Below are 20,545 nucleotides of genomic sequence, written 5' to 3'. Positions count from 1 at the left end.
GTCGGGGTCAGGGCGTCAGGACGCGGCGGGGATTGGGGATCGCGTCGAGCAGCGAGATGGTGTAGTCGTCCTGCGGAGCGCGCATGACCCGCGCCGTCGGCCCGCTCTCGACGACCTTCCCGTCGTGGAGCACGAGGATCCGGTCAGTGATCAGACGCGCGCTGAGCAGGTCGTGCGTGATGTACAGCAGGGAGACCCCGATGGATTCCCGCAGGTCTCGCAGCAGGGAGAGGACGCCGGCGCGCAGCGAGACGTCGAGCATCGAGACCGGCTCGTCGGCGATGATCACCTGCGGGTCGCAGGCCAGAGCACGGGCGATCACCACACGCTGACGCTGGCCGCCGGAGAGCTGGTGAGGCAGTTTGCCGGTGAACTGCTCGACGGGGGTCAGACCCACGGTCTCCAGCAGCTCCCGGACCCGGCGACGTGCCCCGTCGCGCCGCACGTCGGTGAGGTTCATGACGGCGCGCGCGAGCGTGTACTCGACGGTGTTCAGCGGGTTCAGGGCGGCGTAGGGGTCCTGGAACACCATCTGCACGGTGCGGCGCAGGTCCCGCAGGCCGGAGCGGCCCAGGTCGCCCACGGAGGTGTCGCCCAGATGGACGGTGCCCTCGCTCGGGCGCTCGATGCCGGTGATGAGCTTCGCGATCGTGGACTTCCCGCTGCCGGACTGGCCGACCAGGGCGGTGGCACCGCCCGGCTCCAGCGTGAACGAGACGTCGTCGACGGCCCGTACGGCCCGGCCGGAGCGCCGGGCGGCGGGGTAGACCTTGCTCACGCCCTGGAGCCGCAGCTCCGTCCCTCCGCTGCGGAGCCGGGAGACCGGGGCGCGGCGGGAGGAGGCGCCGTCGGACGACGCGGCGGGAGCAGGGGGTGCGGCGGGCGCGGCGGGTGCGGAGCGCGCGGCAGAGGGATCCGGGGGCTCGGCGGAGGGATCCGCGGGCTCGGGGGAGGAGGACGCGGGGTTCTCGGCCGACGCGTCGGACGGGTCGTCGCTCCGCAGCACGGCCCGGTCCTCGAGCCCGGGCAGCGTGACCACCTCGGCGCGCGGATCCGCGTAGTGGGAGAGCAGCATGCGCGTGTACTCGTGCCGCGGCCGGTGCAGGATGTCCGCGCTGGCGGCGTCCTCGACGATCTCGCCGTCGTGCATCACCAGCACGCGCTGCGCGGACTCCAGCACGATGCCCAGATCGTGGCTGATCAGGATCGCCGTGAACCCCTCGGACGCCTGCAGATCGCGGATCGTGTCCATGACGGCGTGCTGGACCATCACGTCCAGCGCCGTGGTGGGCTCGTCGAAGACCATCAGCTGCGGCTCGAGCGAGAGCGCCAGAGCGATGGTCACGCGTTGGCGCATCCCGCCCGAGAGCTGATCGGGATACAGGTCCAGGACCTCGGGGCCCAGCGACACCTTGCCCACGAGCTCCGCGGCGCGCTCCTCGCGCCGTGCACGCGGCACGTGGCGGTGGGCGGCGAAGATGTCGTGGAAGTGCTTGCGGATCGTGCGCACCGGATTCAGCGCGTTCATCCCGGACTGCAGCACCATGGCGAACCCGCCCTGGCGCTGGGAGCGCAGGGAGTCCTGGTCCATGCTCGCGATGTCGCGCCCGCGGAACAGGATCCGTCCCTTCTCGATCCTCGCCGGCGCGGTCGCGAGCCCGGTGATCGCGAAGCCCAGCGTGGACTTGCCCGACCCTGACTCGCCGACGAGGCCGACGAACTCCCCGCGCGCGATCTGCGCGCTGACTCCTCGCACGGCATGGGTGGGGGCGGCCCCGACGGGCTCGTAGACCACGGAGACGTCCTGGAGGGAGAGGATCTCCTCGACGTCCGACGGATCGGCCTCGGGCGGACCGACGTCCGACGGACCGGCGCCCGACGGGCCGGCCTGCTGGGCAGGGTGGTTCGAGGTCATCGTCCCGTGCTCCCTTCGCGAAGGCGGGGGTTGGAGATGCCGTCCACGCCGAAGTTGATCAGCGTGAGCGAGGTGGCCAGCAGGGCGATGCACAGGCCCGGGGCGAACAGCAGCGCCCACTGCCCTGTGAGCAGGGCGTTCGAGTTCTGCGCCCAGTAGAGCATCGTCCCCCAGCTGACGATCGACGAGTCGCCCAGGCCCAGGAACTCCAGGCCCGCCTCAGCGAGGATCGCGGCGGTGGCGGAGCCGAAGAAGCCGCCGGCGATGATCGAGGTCATGTTCGGGAGGATCTCCCGGAAGATGATCCGCGGCGCACGCTCGCCCGAGAACTTCGCGGACTGCACGAAGTCGCGGTTGCGCAGGGTGCTGGTCTGGCTGCGCAGCACACGCGCACCCCAGGCCCAGCCCGTGATGGCAATGACGGCGATGATCACCGAGATCCCGCCGTTCTGCAGGTAGGTCGCGATCACGATCATCAGCGGCAGGCCGGGGATCACGAGGAACAGGTTGACCACGAAATTCACCACGTCGGCCGCGAAGCCGGTGATGTACCCCCAGGTGAGTCCGATGAGCACGGCGATCAGCGTGGAGATCGAACCGGCGCCGAAGCCCACGATCACGCTGATGCGGGCGCCGTGGATCAGCTGGCTGAGGACGTCCTCGCCCGCCGCCGTGGTGCCCAGCCAGTGCTGCGCGGAGGCGCCGAGGTTGCGGTCGAAGGAATTGTCCTTGGGGGCGTAGGGCGCCAGCAGCGGCGCCAGCAGGGCCACCAGGATGAACAGCGCCAGCAGGATCATGCCGATCCGTGCCTTGCGGTTGCCCCAGATGGCGCGCAGGCCCCCGCGCAGCGCCTCGACGGCCGGATGGGGCCGATGACCGACGGGGGAGGGGGAGGATGCTCGGGTCGTGTTCTCGCTCATCGCCTGGTCCTCGGGTCGAGTACGCCGTACAGGATGTCCACGAGCAGGTTCGCCACCAGCACGCTGACGGTGATCATGAGGAACAGGGCCTGCATGAGTGGGTAGTCCTGTCCGATCACCGCGTTGAACAGCAGGAATCCGATGCCCGGATACCCGAAGACCTGTTCGACGAGGATGGAGCCGCCGACCACGCCGCCCAGCGCCAGGCCGAAGCCGGTCAGGTTCGGCAGGATCGCGTTGCGGGCCGCGTAGCGCAGCGCCACCGTGCGCCCGCCGATCCCGTTGGCCTCCGCGAAGGTCACGTAGTCCTCGCCGAGCGTGTTGATCATGGCGTTGCGCATGCCGATGATCCAGCCGCCCAGGGAGGTGATCAGCAGCGTCACCGCGGGCAGGGCGGCGTGGTAGAGGATGTCGACGAAGAAGTCCCAGCTGATCCCGGGGACGGCGGTCGCCGAGTACGCCCCGAACGTCGGGAACAGATGGGCGACGTACCCCAGGAAGAACAGAAGCAGCAGCGACGTCCAGAAATAGGGGAACGTGTTCATGAAGCTGCCGCCCACGGTGGGCAGCGCGTCCAGCCAGGTCCCGCGCCGCCATGCCGCCAGCACGCCCAGCAGGGTGCCCAGGATGAAGGCGATCACGGTCACCGTGCCCACGAGGACGATCGTGTACGGCAGGGCTGTGGCCACGAGACCGGAGACGGGCTCGGGATAGAAGGCGTAGGAGATCCCGAAGTCCAGGTGGATCACCTGGTCCAGGTAGGCGAGGTACTGCTGGAGGATGTTGCCGTCCGGGACGCCCAGCTGCGCCTCGACCGCGGCCCGGGTCTCGTCGGTCACCGGTCCGTTCTGGGAGAGGCGGGCGATCGCGGCGTCGGCGGGCGAGCCGGGCATCATCCGGGGCAGCAGGAAGTTCAGCGTGACGGCGGCCCACAGCGTGAGCGCGAACAGGCCGACCTTGCGCAGGGCGTATCTCATGTCGCCGGCTCCTTCTCGACGGGCCGCAGATGCGTCAGCACCATCAGCGGCGAGGAGCCGTAGGTCTGCGGGGAGGTGAAGGGGTTATCGGCCGTGGGCCAGCCGGTGAAGCGGCCGTCGTTGTACAGTCCCCACAGGCCGCCGTAGTAGAGGGCGACGATGGGGATCTGATCCATGAAGACCTGCTCCAACCCGTGGATGATCTCGGTCTGCTCCTGCTCGTCGACGCTCGCGCGGTAGCGCTGCAGCAGATCGTCGACGTCGTCGTCGCGGAAGCGGATCCGGTTGTTCTGGCTGCTCTCGCCCACCGGGACGTAGTACTCGCTCGAGAGCAGGTTGGCGTACCCCTGGAACGTATCGGACCCGTTCGAGGAGCCCATCGCGATCGCGTAGTCCCCGCTGGACAGGGCGGCCTCGTAGGCGGCGGCCTGCGGGGCCCGGATCGTCGCCTCGATGCCGATCTCACCGAGCTGGCGCTGCACCTCCTGGACGGCCCGCAGCCAGTCGGTGTACCCGTTGGCGGTGGTGATGGCGAAGCTGAACGGGTCGCCGTCGGGCGTTCGCATCGTGGATCCGTCGTGGCTGAAGCCCGCCTTCTCGAACGCGGCGATCGCCGCGTCGGTGTCCTGTGTGACGATGCCCTGATCCGGAATGGAGGGGTCCAGCAGGTCCTCCTGGTTGGGCAGCAGGAGTCCGGTCTGGCTGGCCTGCTCCATGTATCCCTCCGCCGCGGCCTTGCCGACGGCGTCGCCGTCCAGCGCCAGGGAGAGGCCTCGGCGCACGTCGACGTCGTCGAAGGGGGCGACGTCGTGATTGGGGTGCAGGCCGATGATGCCGCCCGGCGGGAACCAGTGGCGGTTGTGGTCGTTGGCCGCTCCCCAGGTGTTGTCGACGTCGCTCATGTACGAGTACGCCCAGTCGTATCCCTTGGTCACCAGGTCGATCTCGGAGGTGGCCGCGGGCAGCACGATGTGCTGGATCAGGATGGTGTCCGCCTGCCAATAGTCCTCGTTCCGGTCGAGGGTGTACTGGAGCGGGGTGAAGTTGCCCAGCGTGAACGGCCCGGATCCCACCGGATCCTCGTTGCGCCAGGTGGTCGGGTCCTCGACGCCGCTCCAGATGTGCTGGGGCACGATCAGCGTGGGCCCGATCGACCCGACCGCGGGGGAGTCGTCTCCGGACAGGTGGAACAGGATGTCCTGACCGTCCGTCTCGATGGAGTCGATCCGCGACCACGCCCCCTTCGTGTCGTTGGCTGGGTGCTCCTTGAGCATGTCGAAGGTGAAGGTGACGTCCTGGACAGTGAGGTCGTGGCCGTCGCTCCAGAGCGCGCCGGACCGCAGGGTCATCACCAGCTCCGCTGGGTCGGACTGCTCCCAGCTCTCCGCCAGCCAGGGGGTGAGCTCGCCGTCGAGGGGGTTCTGCAGCAGGAGCGGCTCGTAGAGGAGGCCGACGCTGGAACGGGCATTGGGCTGGTACGGGTTGAAGTTCGCGGTGAAGGTGGGTGTGCCGGCGTCTCCCCCGGACAGCAGGGTGTCGGAGCCGATGGTCGGATCGGGCCGGCTGCGGATCTGCAGGCTGCATCCAGAGGCGGCAACTGCGAGGGCGGTCGCCGAGGCACCGCTCAGTACGGTGCGCCGGCCGATGTGCATGGGGATCGAGTGGTGCACGAGACGTATTCCTGACGCCGTTGTTCAAGGTGATCCAGCCCCAGGGAGGCGGTCGGGTCTCTTCGCCCCGCCGCCGTCGGCAGGGCCGAGGCCCGGGTTCGGGTCGGGGCGGGAGCTGTAGCGGCTCCGCGTGGCCGTCCCGATGGACGTGAGTGTGACTGTATGCGCATACATTTCTGGGCGCAAGGGGTGGGCCGCAGGTTCTTCGACGCGGCGGTCTCGTCGAGGGGTCCCGAGGTGTGCGCCGGAGCCGGGTGCCACGCCAGGGCCAGGCCGGTTCCGGGTCGGCGGCGCCCCATGCATCGGGACCATATTTAAGGTAGGTTAAATTCATGACAGAAGACGTGCTCGAAGAGCGCCGAGAGCGCGCTGCGACCGCGAGCGCAGCGCATCGGCCCCGCGGCCCCTGGCGCACCCTGCGCCTGCTGGGCCCGGCCTTCGTCGCCGCGGTCGCCTACGTGGACCCGGGGAACATCGCCGCGAACGTCACCGCCGGCGCCCGCCACGGTTACCTGCTGCTGTGGGTGCTCGTGGTCGCGAACCTCATGGCGATGCTCGTCCAGTACCTCTCGGCGAAGCTCGGCGCGGTCACCGGCCGCACCCTCGCCGACCACCTCGGGGCGACCCTGGGGCGGCGCTCGCGCCTGCTGTTCTGGCTGCAGGCGCAGGCCATGGCGATCGCCACCGACATCGCCGAGGTCGTCGGCGGGGCGATCGCCCTGCGCATCCTCTTCGGACTCCCGCTGCTGGTGGGCGGCGTCATCGTCGGCGCCGTCTCCATGGCCCTGCTCGCCGTGCAGTCCCGCTTCGGCCAGCGGCCCTTCGAGCACGTGATCATCGGGCTGCTGGGGGTGATCACCATCGGATTCCTCGCCGGGCTCGTCGTCGCCCCGCCCGATCCGGTCGCCCTGGCCGACGGGCTGATCCCGCGCTTCGACGGCGGCGGCACCGTGCTGCTCGCGGCCTCCATGCTGGGCGCGACCGTCATGCCGCACGCGATCTACCTGCACGCCGGGCTCGTGCGCGACCGTCACGGCACCGATCGCTCTCCGGGGCGGATCGCCCGCGTGGTCCGCGCCTCGCGCTGGGACGTGGTGCTCTCTCTGTGCCTCGCGGGCACCGTGAACATCGCGATGCTGGTCCTGGCCGCCGAGGCGCTCCCCGGGATCCCCGGCACCGACACCATCGAGGGCGCGCAGGCCGCGATCTCCGCCGCCTCCGGGCCCGTGGTCGGCGTGCTCTTCGGGATCGGCCTGCTCGCCTCCGGCCTCGCCTCCTCCTCCGTGGGCGCCTACGCGGGCAGCGAGATCATGCGCGGCCTGCTGCACCGGCGGATCCCGCTCGTGCTCTCCCGCCTGCTCACGCTGCTGCCGGCGCTGCTCGTCCTCGCGATCGGCGCCGAGCCCACCGCGGCCCTCGTGCTCAGCCAGGTCGTGCTCAGCCTCTGCCTGCCCTTCGCGCTGGTGCCGCTCGTGACCCTCACCGGCAGGCGCGCCCTGATGGGGAGCTTCGCGAACTCGCGGCCGGTCACCGTGATCGCCTGGATCGTCGTCGCGCTCATCATCGCGCTGAACCTCGCGCTCGTCCCGATGTCCTTCGCGGGCGGGTGAGCAGGGGCGAGCCAGAGGTCGCCATCGGCCCCGGCGATACGATGCCGGGGTGAATCCCGACGAGCTCAGTCCCGTGGCCCAGGACTACCTCAAGGTGATCTGGTCGCGCACCGAATGGGGCGCTCCGCCGATCACCACCGGCGAGCTCGCCCAGCGCTTCGGCACCTCCGCCGCCAACGTCACCGAGACCCTCAAGCGCCTGGACGCCCAGGGCCTCGTGGCCCGCATCCCCTACAAGCCCGTCGAGCTCACCGAGGCCGGCGCGCAGTGCGCGATCGCGATGGTGCGCCGCCACCGCCTGCTGGAGACCTACCTCGTGGAGGCCCTCGGCTACGACTGGGACGAGGTGCACGACGAGGCCGAGCGCCTCGAGCACGCCGTCAGCGACACCTTCATCGCCCGCATCGACGCGATCCTCGAGCATCCGACGGCGGACCCCCACGGCGACCCCATCCCCGATGCCGACCACCGCTGGGCCCACCCCGAGGACGCGCGGCGCCTCGCGAGCGTCACCGGCAGCGGCCGCTTCCGCGTCCTCGTGGTCTCCGACGCCGACCCCGAGGTGCTGCGCACCGCCCGCGAGCTGGGGCTCGTGCCGGGCGTGGAGCTCGACGTCGACGCGGGGGAGAGCGGCGCGGCGGGCGCGGGCCCGCTGGTGAGGGTGCTCGGGCGCGAGGGCGTCGAGGTGCCCGGGAGCGTCGCCGAGGGGATGCTCGTGCGGCCGATTGTCTGAGGGTGCGGGCGAGGGCGTCGGAGGCGACTCGGTTCGAGGGGCCGACGGACTGACGGGCCCGCCGGGCGCTCAGCGCCCGAGCGGCCCGCAGCTCTCGCGCAGCAGCACGTCGACGGGGAGCTGCAGGTCCTGTCCGGGCGCGTCCGCATCGGCCATCCGGCGCAGCAGCGTCTGGACCGCCTGGACGCCGACGTCCGTCATCGGCTGGCGCACGGTGGTCAGCGCCGGCTGCGACCAGCGCGCGTCCTCGATGCCGTCGAACCCGGTGACCACGCAGTCGTCCGGGACCCCGATGCCGGCCTCCGACAGCGCCGTGAGCGCCCCGAGCGCGCTCTGATCGTTCGCGGCGATCACCGCGCCCGGGCGGATCTCCGCGAGGGCTCGGCGCATCTCGCGCGCCCCGCCCTCGGTCGTGAAGTCGGTGGACGCGATGCGCCAGGACTCGCCGCTGCCGTCGACCTCCCGGCGGAAGCCCTCCTCGCGCTCGACTCCGTCGGGCGAATCCGCGGGCCCGCCCAGATAGAGCACGGGGCCCGACGGCTTGCGCGCGAGCACGTGGCGGGTCACCGCCGCCATCCCGCCCGCGTTGTCCACGCGCACCGAATCGGCCGTCCCGGCGGCGCGGCCGGCGACCACCACGAGCGGCACGCGCCGCGCCGAGCGGGCGATGAGGTCGTCGGGCACGGTGCGGGAGATGACGATGATCCCGTCGACCCGGCCCTCGAGGTCGTCGAGCACCACGCTCCGGCTGAGGTCAGTGCCGGAGGCGACCAGGAGCGCGTAGCCGCTGCTCCAGGCGCTGATCTCGCAGCCGCGCACGAGCTGCTCGAAGTAGTGGTTGCGCTCGGGGTCGACGAAGCTGCGGTCCATGTCGTCGATGAACTCCACGGCGTGCTCCTCCGCGGAGCCCGGCGGCGCGATCGGAGGGGCGTCGTGGCCGGGGATCAGCAGGCCCAGCACGCCGGTGCGCCGGCCGGCGAGCCCCCGGGCGCTCGCATTGGGGACGTAGCCGAGGTCGTCGATCGCGGCGAGCACCCGCTCGCGCGTGGCCTCGGTGACCTTCTGCGGGCTGCGGAGCACGCGCGAGACCGTCGCGATCGAGACCCCTGCGCGCGTCGCGACGTCGTAGACGGTCGGCGGCTTCCTGGGTGGCACGGGGAACCTCCAGGCGTCGGGCGGAGGGCTCGACGGGATCGGGGACGGGGTGGACGCGATGGGATCGATGGGGACGGGTGTCCGCAGGGTACCCGAGAGCGGGGTCGGACCGAGGCGGGACGGCCTCCCGGGCCCGTTGACACCTATACCCCCTAGGGGTATAGATTCGGGGTGTGCCCGAGCGGGCACCCACGAACCGAGGAGGAGTCCATGACCACGACCGAGTTCCAGGTGACCGGGATGACCTGCGGGCATTGCGAGATGTCCGTGCGCGAGGAGGTCGGCGAGGTCCCCGGTGTCGAGGGCATCGAGGTCAGCCACGAGACCGGCCGTCTGGTCGTGACCGGCCCCGAGTCGATCGACGAGACCGCCGTGCTCGCCGCCGTCGAGGAGGCCGGGTACGAGGCCAGCCGCGTCGGCTGACGCGGCGCCCTGAGGCGGTGCCCCGAGCCGGCCGTCCGGCCTGGTCCGCGCCGGCGCCCGCGCCCCTCCGATCCCGTCCCGAATGGATCCCGTCCCGAACGGATCCCATCCCGAATCGATCCCGCCCCGAAGGAGCTTCGATGACATCCGCCGACTCCGATGCGCGCAGCACGCCGAGCGGCGCCGTCGGTCCGCTGCGCGGGATCGACCTCGACATCGGCGGGATGACCTGCGCCTCCTGCGCGAACCGCATCGAGCGCAAGCTCAACAAGCTCGACGGCGTGGAGGCGAGCGTCAACTTCGCGACCGAGTCCGCGAGGGTCACCGCCCCCGTGGACCTCGACCCCAAGGTGCTGGTGGGGACCGTGGCCAAGGCCGGATACACGGCCACTGTGCCCGCGGGTGCGGCGGGTGCAGCGGGCGCGGCGCCGTCGGGTGGGATGTCCTCCGGCCGAGCGTTGTCGGCCCCTGCGGGATCCGGCGCAGCAGGCCCGTCGGGCGCCTCGGGATCTTCGACCGGTTCCGCCGGCGAGGGTCCCGCCGACCCCGAGCCCTCCGACGTCGAACCCGTCGACCCCGAGCTCGTCACCCTGCGCCAGCGCCTGATCGGCGCGGCCGTGCTCGGGATCCCCGTGATCGCCCTGGCCATGATTCCCGCGCTGCAGTTCACGTACTGGCAGTGGGCCTCGCTCGCACTCGCCGCACCGGTGATCGTCTGGGCCGGCTGGCCTTTCCATCGCGCGGCGCTCATCAACGCCCGCCACGGCGCGGCGACGATGGACACCCTGATCTCGATGGGCACCACGGCCGCGTTCCTGTGGTCGCTGTACGCCCTGTTCCTCGGGGACGCCGGCATGCCGGGCATGCACCACGGCTTCGACCTCACCATCGCCCGGTCCGATGGTGCCTCCACGATCTACCTCGAGGTCGCCGCCGGGGTCATCCTGTTCATCCTCGCCGGCCGGTACATCGAGAAGCGCTCGAAGCGCGAGGCCGGGGCCGCCCTGCAAGCCCTCCTCCATCTGGGCGCGAAGGACGTGGCCGTGCTGCGCGGCGGCACCGAGGTGCGCATGCCGATCGGCGACCTCGCGGTGGGCGACGAGTTCGTGGTGCGGCCCGGCGAGAAGATCGCGACCGACGGCGAGGTCGTCTCCGGGCACAGCGCCGTGGACGCCTCCATGCTCACCGGCGAGTCGGTGCCCCAGGAGGTCGCCGCGGGCGACGCGGTCACCGGCGCGACCGTCAACAGCGGCGGACGGCTCGTGGTGCGCGCGACCCGCGTGGGCGCCGACACCCAGCTCGCCCAGATGGCGCAGCTCGTGAAGGACGCCCAGTCCGGCAAGGCGCGGGTGCAGCGCCTGGCGGACCGGATCTCCGGCGTGTTCGTGCCGATCGTGCTGGGGATCGCGCTGGTCACGCTCGTCGTCTGGCTGCTCACCGGGCACGGAGCGGAGGCCGCGTTCACCGCGGCCGTGGCCGTCCTCATCATCGCCTGCCCGTGCGCGCTGGGCCTCGCGACCCCCACGGCTCTGCTGGTGGGCACCGGCCGCGGCGCCCAGCTGGGCATCCTCATCAAGGGCCCCGAGGTGCTCGAGAGCACCGGCGACCTCGACACGGTGGTCCTGGACAAGACCGGCACCGTGACCACGGGGAGGATGACCCTGGTCGACGTCCATCCGGCCGACGGTGTCGACACGGAGACGCTGCTGCGCCGCGCGGGCGCCGTCGAGGACTCCTCCGAGCACCCGATCGCCCAGGCCATCGCCCGCGGCGTCGGCGAGCGCATCGGCGACCTGCCCGAGGCGATCGACTTCGAGGCCCTGCCCGGCCGCGGCGCCCGCGGGGTCGTCGACGGCGTGCTCGTGAGCGTGGGACGTGTGGCCGGGGCTGACGGGGCTGACGGGGCTGACGGGGTCGTCGGGGCCGATAGAGCCGATGAGGTCGACGCGATCCGCGTGCCCTCCGAGCTCGCCGCGTTCCAGGAGAGCGCACAGGACGCGGGGCGCACCGCCGTGCTCGTCGCCTGGGACGGCCAGGCGCGCGGCGTCCTCACCGTCGCCGACGCCCTGCGCCCCTCGAGCGCGGACGCGATCTCGCGTCTGCGCGAACTGGGACTGCGCCCCGTGCTCCTCACAGGCGACGGCCGCACGGTCGCCGAGCGCGTCGCCTCCGAGGTCGGCATCGACGAGGTGATCGCCGAGGTCATGCCGGAGGACAAGGTCTCCGTGATCGCCCGCCTGCAGAGCGAGGGCCGGAAGGTCGCGATGGTCGGCGACGGCGTGAACGACGCAGCCGCCCTCGCCCAGGCCGACCTGGGCCTGGCCATGGGCGGCGGCACCGACGCGGCCATCCAGGCCGCCGACATCACTCTGGTGCGCAGCGACCTGCGCTCCGCGGCCGACGCTGTCCGCCTCGCACGCCGCACCCTGCGCACGATCCGCGGGAACCTGTTCTGGGCCTTCGCCTACAACGTCGCCGCGATCCCGTTGGCAGCACTCGGCCTGCTGAACCCCATGCTCGCCGGCGCGGCCATGGCCTTCTCGAGCGTGTTCGTGGTGCTCAACAGCCTGCGCCTGCGCACCTTCCGCGCCGACGCGCGCTGAGGGGTCGGGGGTCGCGCGGGGCGGGCGTGCGAGGCGGGCACAGTGCCGATGGTGCCCCTGTTCGCTCCTGGGTCGCGTGGCGACGGGTCACCTTCCGGAACGCGGCGCCCTGTTCGCTCCTGGCGCGACCACTTCACGACCGCACCCGCCGGGCATAACGTGGACGTCGAGTCCCGCCTCGCGGGAACCCCCGAGCGAAGGGAAGCATCATGACCGACCTGACCGGACGCACCGTCGCACTCATCGCGAACCGAGGCGTCGAGGAGCCCGAGCTCGCCAAGCCCCTCGCCGCCCTCCAGGAGGCCGGCGCGAAGACCGTGCTGCTCTCCGCCGAGGACGGCACCGTCGTCGCCCTGAACGGCGACTGGGATCGCGGCAAGGAGTTCCCCGTCGACGGCCCCATCAAGGGCGCGAACGCCGATGATTTCGACGCCCTGGTCCTGCCCGGCGGCACGCTGAACGCCGATTCCCTGCGGATCGACGAGGACGCGGTGGGCCTCGTGAAGGCCTGCGCCACCGCGGGCAAGCCCATCGCCGCGATCTGCCACGCCCCCTGGATCCTCATCGAGGCGGGCCTCGTCGACGGTCTGCGGATGACCAGCTTCACCTCGGTCGCGACCGACCTGCGCAACGCGGGAGCCGACTGGGTCGATGAGCAGGTCGTCACCGACCGCGGCATCACCACGAGCCGCAACCCCGGCGACCTCGACGCCTTCAACGCCGAGGTCATCGCGCGCCTCGCCGGCTGACGAGGTCGCCCGGGGCGCATAGCGCGGGGCGCGGAGCGCACCGTGCCTCCCACTGCGCGTTGCGTTTGAGTGCTGCGTAGTGGTCGTTCTGAGGGCTCATAACGACCGTTTCGCAGCACTGTTCGTGTGTGGCCCCTGTTTTGGGGTGCTTGGGAGTGGTGCTCGGAGCTTGAGTGCTGCGTAGTGGTCGTTCTGAGGGCTCATAACGACTGTTGCGCAGCACTTTCGCGTCGAGCCAGGAGTCGGGGCCGGGACCCACGACCCAGGAGCTGGGCCCAGGAGTCGAGAGCCAGGACCCAGGGGCCAACGCTCAGCCCCCACACCCCCAGCTCAGCCTTCCCAGCCGCGCGAGCGGAGGGCGTCTCGCACCTCGTGCACCGCGAGTCGTCCTCCGGCGCGGAGGTGCTCGGCGACGGTGCGGATCTCGAGCCACCCGTGGGCCGCGCGCCGCTTGGCGCGACGGATGTCCTTCGCCAGCTGCTCGGGCGTGAGGTGGCTGGGCCCCTCGTGCTCGACGCAGACCTTCCACTCCGGCCAGCTCAGATCCGGTTCCCCCAGGTCGACGCCGCCCTCCCAGACCCTGACGTTGAGCTGGGGATCGGGGATGCCGGCGCGCACGAGCGACAGCCTGAGCGACGTCTCGGCCGGGGAGTCGCTGCCGACCCTGGCTCGCCCGAGCGCTGCGCGCAGGGGAGCCCGCCCGGTGCGTCGGGAGGAGTCGATCGCGATGCGCAGGCCCTCGGGGGTCGCGTACGGAGCGGAGCGTCCCTCGAAGCGGGGGCGCGGGTGGCGGATCAGGTGATCGAGCACGGAGACGAGGTCGTCGGGCGTCAGATGCTCGACGAGGTCCATCGCCGTGCGGACCCGACCGGTGAGGCGGCATCCCTGTGCGTCGAAGACGTCGTCACGGTCGATCGTGAGGCGGTGCCAGACCAGCATCCTCGAGCTGCGCCGTGCATGGGCGCTGGTGAGGTGGATCTGCTGGGTGTTCGCCACGTCGAGGGTTGAGGGGAGCGGCATGCTGAGGACCTGCGCGGCGGTGGGGCCGCACAGCATCACGCTCGCGTCCGACCAGCGCAGTGCCCGCGCGACGTCCTCGGCAGTGAACCGTGGACCCCGACGGTAGAGGCCACGCTGCACCCGTCCCAGGTCCGGCGCCCGCAGCCGGCGAGCGCTGACGCCGGCCGCGAACGCCTCGGCAGCGGTGAACACGGGCCCGAGGCTGCTCGGGAGCGGTTCCGGGGTCCGTGTCATCGCCCCAGGGTGCACGCGGCGGGGCGGAGCGTCGGCCGATCATCCACATTCCCCTGGTCAGCCCCGACTGAAACCCAGGTCAGGCCGGGCGAGTCACGAAGCCTCCGCCTCACCCGCACCTTACGACCGCGCCTCGCCGAACGAGCTCTTCCTCGCCCCCGCCCCTCCGCGGCCCCCTTACTTCACCGCGCCCATCGAGAGCCCGCGCACCAGCTGCTTCTGGGCGATCCAGCCGGCGAGCACCACGGGCAGGGAGGCGATGACCGAGGCGGCGGAGAGCCGCGCGAGGAACAGGCCCTCGGATGTCATCGTGCTCATGAGGTAGATCGGCACCGTGGCGGCGTTCGCGGCGGTGAGGTTCAGGGCGAAGAAGAACTCGTTCCACGCGAAGATCACGCAGATCAGCGCGGTCGCCGCGACGCCGGGTGCCACCATCGGCAGCAGCACGGTGCGCATCGTGCGCATGAGGGAGGCGCCGTCTATCGAGGCCGCCTCGAGCACTTCGCCGGGCACCTCGAGGAAGAACGAGCGCATCATCCACACCGCGATCGGCAGGTTCATCGCTGTGTAGAGCACGATCAGCGTGAGCAGGTTGTCGAGCATCCGCAGCTGTCCGGCGATCACGTAGATCGGCATGATCACCGCGACCACCGGAAGCATCTTGGTGGAGATGAAGAAGAACAGCACGTCCTGGGTCTTCTTTACCGGCCGGATGCTGAGCGCGTAGGCGGCGGGGATGGCGAGCACGAGCACCAGCAGCGTCGAGCACGCCGTCGCGATCACCGAGTTCAGCAGGTAGCTGCCCGCGCCGGAGGCGAGCACCGCCTTGTACTGGTCGAGGGTGGGGGTGAACAGGAAGGTGGGCGGGTTCGAGGCGGCCTGCGACTCCTGCTTGAAGCTCGTGAGCACCATCCAGGCGACCGGCGCGAAGAAGATCAGCCCGACGATCCAGGCGAGGATGCCCAGCAGGTGTCCGGTCGTGGTGCCGCGGGCGCGCTTGGGTCGGATCGCGGGGGCGTCGGGGGCCGACGTACGGGTGGCTGCGGATCCCGCGGGCGAGGGCCGCGGCGACGGGGCGGGGGAGGCGTCGGCGACGGTGCTCATGACTGCTCCTTGGCGTTGATGCTGCGGAAGATCAGGCGCAGCGCGAGCGTCGAGATGATGATGGTGGCGACGACGGTGACCACGCCCATCGCGGCGGACTGGCCGATGTCGAAGCCGAGGAACGCGCGCTGGTAGATGTAGAACGGCAGGTTCGCGCTCGCCGTGCCCGGTCCGCCCGCGGTCATCAGGTAGATCTGGTCGAAGGTGTTGACCACGTAGATCGCGCCCAGCAGCACCGAGAGCTCGATGTAGAAGCGCAGGTGGGGGAGCGTGATGTGGCGGAACGTCTGCCACGGGGAGGCGCCGTCCATCGAGGCGGCCTCGAGCACGTCGCCGGTCTGCGACTGCAGGCCCGCGAGCAGCAGGAGCATCATGAACGGCGTCCACTGCCACACCAGCGCCACCACGATGGAGAACACCGGCAGCTGGCTGGTCCAGTCCACGGGGCCGACGCCCACGAGGGAGATCAGCCAGTTCACGAGCCCGTAGGTGGGGTCGAACATCGAGATCGACCAGAGCATCGCGCCGGCGACCGGCATGATGAGGAACGGCGTGATGAGCAGGGTGCGCACGATCCCGCGGCCCAGGAACTTGCGGTCCAGCAGCAGCGCGAGCCCGAGCCCCAGCAGCAGTGCGACGGCCACGCAGGCGAGCGTGATGAGGATCGAGTTCAGCGCGGCGCCGCGGAAGGTCGAGTCGCGGAAGATGTCGAGGAAGTTCTGCAGGCCCACGAACTCCTCGCCCTCGGGGCGCAGGAGGTTCCGCGAGCGCAGCGAGTACCAGATGGTCAGCAGGAACGGGATCTGCGTGCAGATCACCACGAACACGAAGGCGGGCAGGAGCGGCAGGCGCCGGCTCCACCCGTCGGCCCGGGACTGCGCGGCGCCGCGCGGCGGCGCGGTGCGACGGGGCTGCGAGCTCCCGCGGGACTGCGGGGTCCCGGTTGCGGCGGCGGTCGTCATCGTTCAGCCCTCCCATCCGTAGGTGCGGGCGACGGACGCGGCGAAGGTCTGCGCCTGGGAGAGGGCGTCCTCGACGCTCTGCCCGCCCGCGATCGCGGCCGAGAGCTGCTGGCCCACCCGCGTGCCCAGGTCCTGGAACTCGGGGATGCCCACGAACTGCAGTCCGGGGTAGGGGACCTCCTGGGTCATGGCCTTCTCCTGGGTCGCGTTGTCCATCGAGTCGAGGGTGGGGGTCGCGTAGTGGGCGGCGAGCTTCTTGTACTCGGGGATCTCGTAGGTCGAGCTGCGGGAGCCCGGGGGCAGCGACTCCCAGCCCACCTCCTTCCCGACCAGCTGGAAGTAGTCGGGGTGGGTCATCCAGGCGATGAAGTCCCAGGCGGCCTGCTTCTTCGTGGAGGTCTCGGGGATCGCGAGCGCCCACGAGTAGAGCCAGCCGGTGGACTCGGTGTCGACCGTCGGCCCCAGCGTGTAGTCGGTCTTGCCGGCCACGGTCGAGGAGTCGGGGTTCTCGATCCCGGAGACCATCGAGGAGGCGTCGAACCACATGGCGGCGTTGCCCTGGGCGAACTGGGTGAGGCACTCGCCGAAGCCGGAGGTCGCCGCGCCCGGCTGGCCCCAGGTGCGCACGGTGTCGACGTAGGTGGAGACGGCCTCGTGGACCTCTTCGGAGTCCAGTCGCGGCGCCCAGTCCATGTCGAACCAGCAGCCGCCGAAGGTGTTGATGGCGGTGTTGATGGGCGCGAGGTTCTCGCCCCAGCCGGCGAGGCCGCGCAGGGCGATGCCGGACATGCCGTTCTCGGGGTCGTGCAGGGTCTTCGCGAAGGAGCGGATGTCGTCCCAGCTGGGGTGGCCGGGCATCGTCAGCCCGGCCTCGTCGAAGAGGTCCTTGCGGTAGACGAGGAACGCGCTCTCGCCGTAGAACGGCACCGAGTACATGGACTTCCCGGAGGTCAGGGCCTCGCGGATGGTGGGGATGAAGTCCTCGGGCTCGTAGCCCTCGGTCTTGTCGATGAAGGGCTGCAGGTCGGTGAGCCAGCCGTTCTTCGCCCACAGCGGGGTCTCGTAGTTGGAGATCATCACGACGTCGAACTCGCCGCCACCCGAGGCCACCGACGCGGTGATCTTCGCGCGGGCCTCGTTCTCCGGGAGGGACACGAAGCGCACGTCCACGTCGGGGTGGTCGGCCCGGAAGTGGTCGACGAGCCCGATCGCGTCCTGCATCTGCGGGTTCGAGACGATCGCGACGACGATGGACTGCTTGCCGCCGCTGCTGCCCGAGCCGCAGCCGGCCAGGCCCAGGCTCGCCGCGCCGGCGCCGAGCGCGCCCGCGCCCAGGACCGTGCGCCGGGCCGGAGGGGAGGGGGTGGTGCGGAGGGCCGACGGGGCCGGGTCGGCCGACGGCGGTGGTGAGGTGCGGGATCGGAGGTGCGGCATGGGCTGTCCCCTCTGGGCGGTGTCGGCGTCGGTGTCGACGGGTCTCGCGTCGGAACGTCGGTCCGGGTCCGGGTCCGGGTCCGGGTCCGGAGCCGGAGTCGGTCGGTCCTGGTACGGAATTGGAACCGGGGTCGGTCGGGCCGGGTCGCGGGCCGACGTCGGAGTCGGACCCGCAGGTGGTCGGTGCGGTCGATGGGCCGTCGCGAGCGGCCGCACATCTGATGGGCGGCTGCGCTCATCTGATTCGTGAGCGTAGTCATATACGCTTCGCGGAGCAACAGGCGGAACGGAATCGGGACGCGGGTGCGGCGCGCAGCGTCGGCCGGCATCCCCGGAACCGGCCGCGCCGATCCGGCGCGACGCGACGTCGCCCACCATGACCATCACGACTGCCACGACCATCACGCCCCCTCGACCACCCACAGGAGCTTCCATGCCCGCGGACGACGGCTCCCTCAAGGCGCATCTGGCGACCGAGTACTACCTCCAGAACCGCTCGAAGGTGGACATCGCCAAGGAGCACGGGCTCTCGCGCTTCCAGGTCGCGCGGATGCTCGAGGAGGCGCGTGCGCAGGGCATCGTGCGGATCCAGATCCACGACCCCGCCGAGTCGGGCCGCGATCTCGCGCCGCTCGCCGAGAAGCTCGGCATCTCCCGCGTCGTCGTCGCCTCCCCGCGTGTGGACGAGACCATGCGCGCGGCCCTCGCCCGGCAGGTCGGGCGCCTGCTGCCGGACCTCCTGCACGACGGCGGGCGCCTCGGGGTCGCCTGGTCGCGCACGCTCATGCACCTGCCCGACTCGCTCGACGCCCTGCCCAGGGTCGATGTCGTCCAGCTCGTCGGCCCCCTCAGTGCTCCCGGCTACTCGAGCGCGCACTCCTCGGCCCTCATCCACACGCTCGGATCCTTCGCGGGCGGCGGCATCTGGGCGCTGCCCACCCCGCTGATCGTCGACTCGCCCGAGGTCGCGGCCTCGCTGCGCGGCATGGACGAGGTGCGATCCGCCCTCGAGGCGGCCGACGAGATCGACGTCGCGACCGTCTCGATCGGCGCCTGGTGGCCCGGCGCCTCGACCCTGTGGAGCAGGCTCTCCGAGGACGAGCGAGGCCGGGCGCGGGAGGCGGGCGTGGTCGCCGAGTGCGCCGGCGTCCTCGTGGACGCCGAGGGGCGGGTCGCCCGGGCCGGCATCGAGGAGCGCGTGATCGGGGTGGGCGCCGAGCAGCTGCGGCGCGCGCACGTGGTGGCGGTCGCACCGGCCGTGGGCCATCCCGAAGCCGTGGTCGCGGCCGCCCGCGCGGGCCTCGTCGACGACCTCGTGCTCTCCGCCGAGCTCGCGACGCAGGTCGCCGATCTGCTCGGCTGAGAGCGAGGACTGCTCATCTGATCCGGGCGCTGGTATCGTCGGCCCCGTCTCCATCCGCCGATGACGAAGGATGCGTCATGACCTCCCTGAACGCCGCCGCCCTGCCCGAGATCGCGGCCGCAGGCCGGATCCCGGTCCCCGATGTCCCGCTCGAGGAGAGATCCGTCGGCATCGTCCACTTCGGCGTCGGCGGCTTCCACCGGGCCCACCAGGCGATGTTCCTGGACCGCCTCATGCGCGCCGGACGCGACCGCGACTGGGCGCTGTGCGGCGTGGGCCTGCTGCCGGGCGATGCGCGCATGCGCGACGCGCTCGGCGCGCAGGACGGGCTGTACACCCTGGTCACGAAGGCGCCCGACGGCACCCAGGACCCGCGGGTGATCGGCTCGATCGCCGAGTACCTCTTCGCGCCTGACGACCCGGAGGCCGTGCTCGCGCGCATGAGCGAGGCGAGCACCCGCATCGTCTCCCTCACCGTCACCGAGGGCGGCTACAACTACAACCCCTCGACCGGTGAGTTCCAGCGCGAGACGCCCGCCGTCGCCGAGGACCTGCGCACCGCCTTCGGCGAGGGGAGCGGGGACGCGCCAGTCGGCCACCCGCAGACGATGTTCGGCTTCGTCGTCGAGGCGCTGCGTCGCCGCCGCGAGACCGGCACGCCCCCCTTCACGGTGATGTCCTGCGACAACGTGCGCGGCAACGGCGACCTCGCCAAGCGCATGATCCTCGCGTACGCGCAGCTGCGCGACGAGGCCGGTCTGCACGGCGATGCGCCCATGGCCCCGTGGATCGACGAGCACGTCGCCTTCCCCAACTGCATGGTCGACCGCATCACCCCGGTCACCGCCGAATCCGACATCGAGATGATCTCCCGCGAGTACGACGTCCAGGACGCCTGGCCCGTGGTCAGCGAGGACTTCGTGCAGTGGGTTCTCGAGGACTCCTTCCCGCTGGGCCGCCCCGCCTGGGAGGAGGTGGGCGTGCAGATGGTCGAGGACGTCGAGCCCTACGAGCTCATGAAGCTGCGCCTGCTCAACTGCTCCCACCAGGCCATCGCCTACTTCGGGCTGCTGCTCGGGCAGACCTTCGCCCATGAGGCCGCGCAGGACGAGGACCTCGCCCCCTTCACCCGCACCCTGTACATGGACCGGGAGGGCACGCCCACGGTCCCCGACGTCCCCGGCATCGACCTCGACGCCTACAAGGACGAGCTCATGGCGCGCTTCTCCAACGCGCACGTGCGCGACACCCTCGCGCGTCTGGCCGCCGAGTCCAGCGACCGCATCCCCACCTGGATGGTGCCCGTGATCCAGGAGAACATCGAGGCCGGGCGCGACGTGAGCGCATGCGCGGCGATCGTCGCCTCCTGGGCCCGCTACGCGGAGGGCACGGGGGAGAACGGCGAGGAGTGGCCTGTCGTCGACCGTCTGCACGACCGCGTCATGGCCGCCGCCGCGAAGCATGACGAGGACCCTCTCGCGTTCCTGCGCGACGCGGAGCTGTTCGGCGACCTCGTCGAGCACGAGGCGTTCACGACCCCGTACCTCCACGCACTCGAGGTGCTGCGCACCCGCGGCGCCCGGGCCCTCCTCCAGGAGCTGCACGCGACGGTGTGAGCGCGGTGGGCGCGCGGCGTCGGCCAGGGTGAGATCGGGTCCGCGGGTCCGCGGGCC

At 71.4% G+C, this 20,545-nt stretch carries 16 protein-coding genes; 7 read left to right on the top strand and 9 right to left on the bottom strand.

Annotated elements, in window-relative coordinates; translation table 11 throughout:
• Nucleotides 1-7: 7 nt before the first annotated feature.
• The 4 genes from I8D64_RS06040 to I8D64_RS06025 are packed head-to-tail and all read right to left on the bottom strand — an operon-like array spanning nt 8 to nt 5,482.
• Nucleotides 8-1,915: an ABC transporter ATP-binding protein gene (locus I8D64_RS06040; RefSeq protein WP_200501600.1), complete on the bottom strand. Its 1,908-nt coding sequence runs from the start codon at nt 1,913-1,915 to the stop codon at nt 8-10.
• Nucleotides 1,912-2,835 (bottom strand): ABC transporter permease, encoded by a 924-nt coding sequence (locus tag I8D64_RS06035; protein ID WP_200501599.1) that lies wholly within the window; start codon nt 2,833-2,835, stop codon nt 1,912-1,914. Before I8D64_RS06035 ends, I8D64_RS06040 begins: the two co-directional genes overlap by 4 nt.
• Nucleotides 2,832-3,812, bottom strand: a complete 981-nt coding sequence (locus I8D64_RS06030; RefSeq protein WP_200501598.1) for an ABC transporter permease — start codon at nt 3,810-3,812, stop codon at nt 2,832-2,834. The genes I8D64_RS06035 and I8D64_RS06030 overlap by 4 nt, the downstream gene beginning before the upstream one ends.
• A complete protein-coding gene (locus I8D64_RS06025) occupies nt 3,809-5,482 on the bottom strand; it encodes an ABC transporter substrate-binding protein (protein ID WP_343068455.1) in 1,674 nt (557 codons plus the stop codon). Before I8D64_RS06025 ends, I8D64_RS06030 begins: the two co-directional genes overlap by 4 nt.
• A gap of 332 nt (nt 5,483-5,814) precedes the next feature.
• On the opposite strand from I8D64_RS06025, the gene I8D64_RS06020 reads away from it, so the two are divergent.
• Nucleotides 5,815-7,092, top strand: a complete 1,278-nt coding sequence (locus I8D64_RS06020; protein WP_200501597.1) for an Nramp family divalent metal transporter — start codon at nt 5,815-5,817, stop codon at nt 7,090-7,092.
• 49 nt (nt 7,093-7,141) lie between these two features.
• Nucleotides 7,142-7,825, top strand: coding sequence for a metal-dependent transcriptional regulator (locus tag I8D64_RS06015; protein ID WP_200501596.1), 684 nt, complete (start codon nt 7,142-7,144; stop codon nt 7,823-7,825).
• Nucleotides 7,826-7,894: 69 nt separating this feature from the next.
• Here the strand turns inward: I8D64_RS06015 and I8D64_RS06010 are convergent, their stop codons facing one another.
• A complete protein-coding gene (locus I8D64_RS06010) occupies nt 7,895-8,980 on the bottom strand; it encodes a LacI family DNA-binding transcriptional regulator (protein WP_343068454.1) in 1,086 nt (361 codons plus the stop codon).
• Nucleotides 8,981-9,190: 210 nt separating this feature from the next.
• Here I8D64_RS06010 and I8D64_RS06005 point away from each other — a divergent pair, with 210 nt between their 5' ends.
• The 3 genes from I8D64_RS06005 (at nt 9,191) to I8D64_RS05995 (ending at nt 12,755) form a co-directional block, all read left to right on the top strand.
• Complete coding sequence (locus I8D64_RS06005) at nt 9,191-9,403, top strand: heavy-metal-associated domain-containing protein (protein WP_200501594.1); 213 nt, start codon at nt 9,191-9,193, stop codon at nt 9,401-9,403.
• A gap of 140 nt (nt 9,404-9,543) precedes the next feature.
• On the top strand, nt 9,544-12,006 hold the full coding sequence (locus I8D64_RS06000) for a heavy metal translocating P-type ATPase (protein WP_200501593.1): 2,463 nt from the start codon (nt 9,544-9,546) through the stop codon (nt 12,004-12,006).
• 209 nt (nt 12,007-12,215) lie between these two features.
• Nucleotides 12,216-12,755, top strand: coding sequence for a type 1 glutamine amidotransferase domain-containing protein (locus I8D64_RS05995; RefSeq protein WP_200501592.1), 540 nt, complete (start codon nt 12,216-12,218; stop codon nt 12,753-12,755).
• Between the two features lie 330 nt (nt 12,756-13,085).
• Here I8D64_RS05995 and I8D64_RS05990 read toward each other — a convergent pair whose 3' ends face one another.
• The 4 genes from I8D64_RS05990 to I8D64_RS05975 all read right to left on the bottom strand — a co-directional run bounded on the left by I8D64_RS05990 (nt 13,086) and on the right by I8D64_RS05975 (nt 17,509).
• Nucleotides 13,086-14,009 (bottom strand): hypothetical protein, encoded by a 924-nt coding sequence (locus I8D64_RS05990; RefSeq protein ID WP_200501591.1) that lies wholly within the window; start codon nt 14,007-14,009, stop codon nt 13,086-13,088.
• A gap of 177 nt (nt 14,010-14,186) precedes the next feature.
• Nucleotides 14,187-15,113, bottom strand: a complete 927-nt coding sequence (locus tag I8D64_RS05985; protein ID WP_200501590.1) for a carbohydrate ABC transporter permease — start codon at nt 15,111-15,113, stop codon at nt 14,187-14,189.
• A complete protein-coding gene (locus I8D64_RS05980) occupies nt 15,110-16,075 on the bottom strand; it encodes a carbohydrate ABC transporter permease (RefSeq protein ID WP_200501589.1) in 966 nt (321 codons plus the stop codon). The genes I8D64_RS05985 and I8D64_RS05980 overlap by 4 nt, the downstream gene beginning before the upstream one ends.
• A gap of 3 nt (nt 16,076-16,078) precedes the next feature.
• Nucleotides 16,079-17,509 (bottom strand): ABC transporter substrate-binding protein, encoded by a 1,431-nt coding sequence (locus tag I8D64_RS05975; RefSeq protein WP_200501588.1) that lies wholly within the window; start codon nt 17,507-17,509, stop codon nt 16,079-16,081.
• Nucleotides 17,510-17,942: 433 nt separating this feature from the next.
• Between I8D64_RS05975 and I8D64_RS05970 the strand changes: the two genes are divergently transcribed.
• Complete coding sequence (locus I8D64_RS05970) at nt 17,943-18,872, top strand: sugar-binding transcriptional regulator (RefSeq protein WP_246482764.1); 930 nt, start codon at nt 17,943-17,945, stop codon at nt 18,870-18,872.
• 77 nt (nt 18,873-18,949) lie between these two features.
• Nucleotides 18,950-20,488, top strand: a complete 1,539-nt coding sequence (locus I8D64_RS05965) for a mannitol dehydrogenase family protein (RefSeq protein WP_200501586.1) — start codon at nt 18,950-18,952, stop codon at nt 20,486-20,488.
• Nucleotides 20,489-20,545 lie beyond the last annotated feature (57 nt).

The organism is Brachybacterium halotolerans (genome assembly GCF_016623465.1).
Classification (GTDB): domain Bacteria; phylum Actinomycetota; class Actinomycetes; order Actinomycetales; family Dermabacteraceae; genus Brachybacterium; species Brachybacterium halotolerans.
Note: the sequence above shows the minus strand (reverse complement) of the source record. Positions and strands in the feature narration are given on the sequence as shown.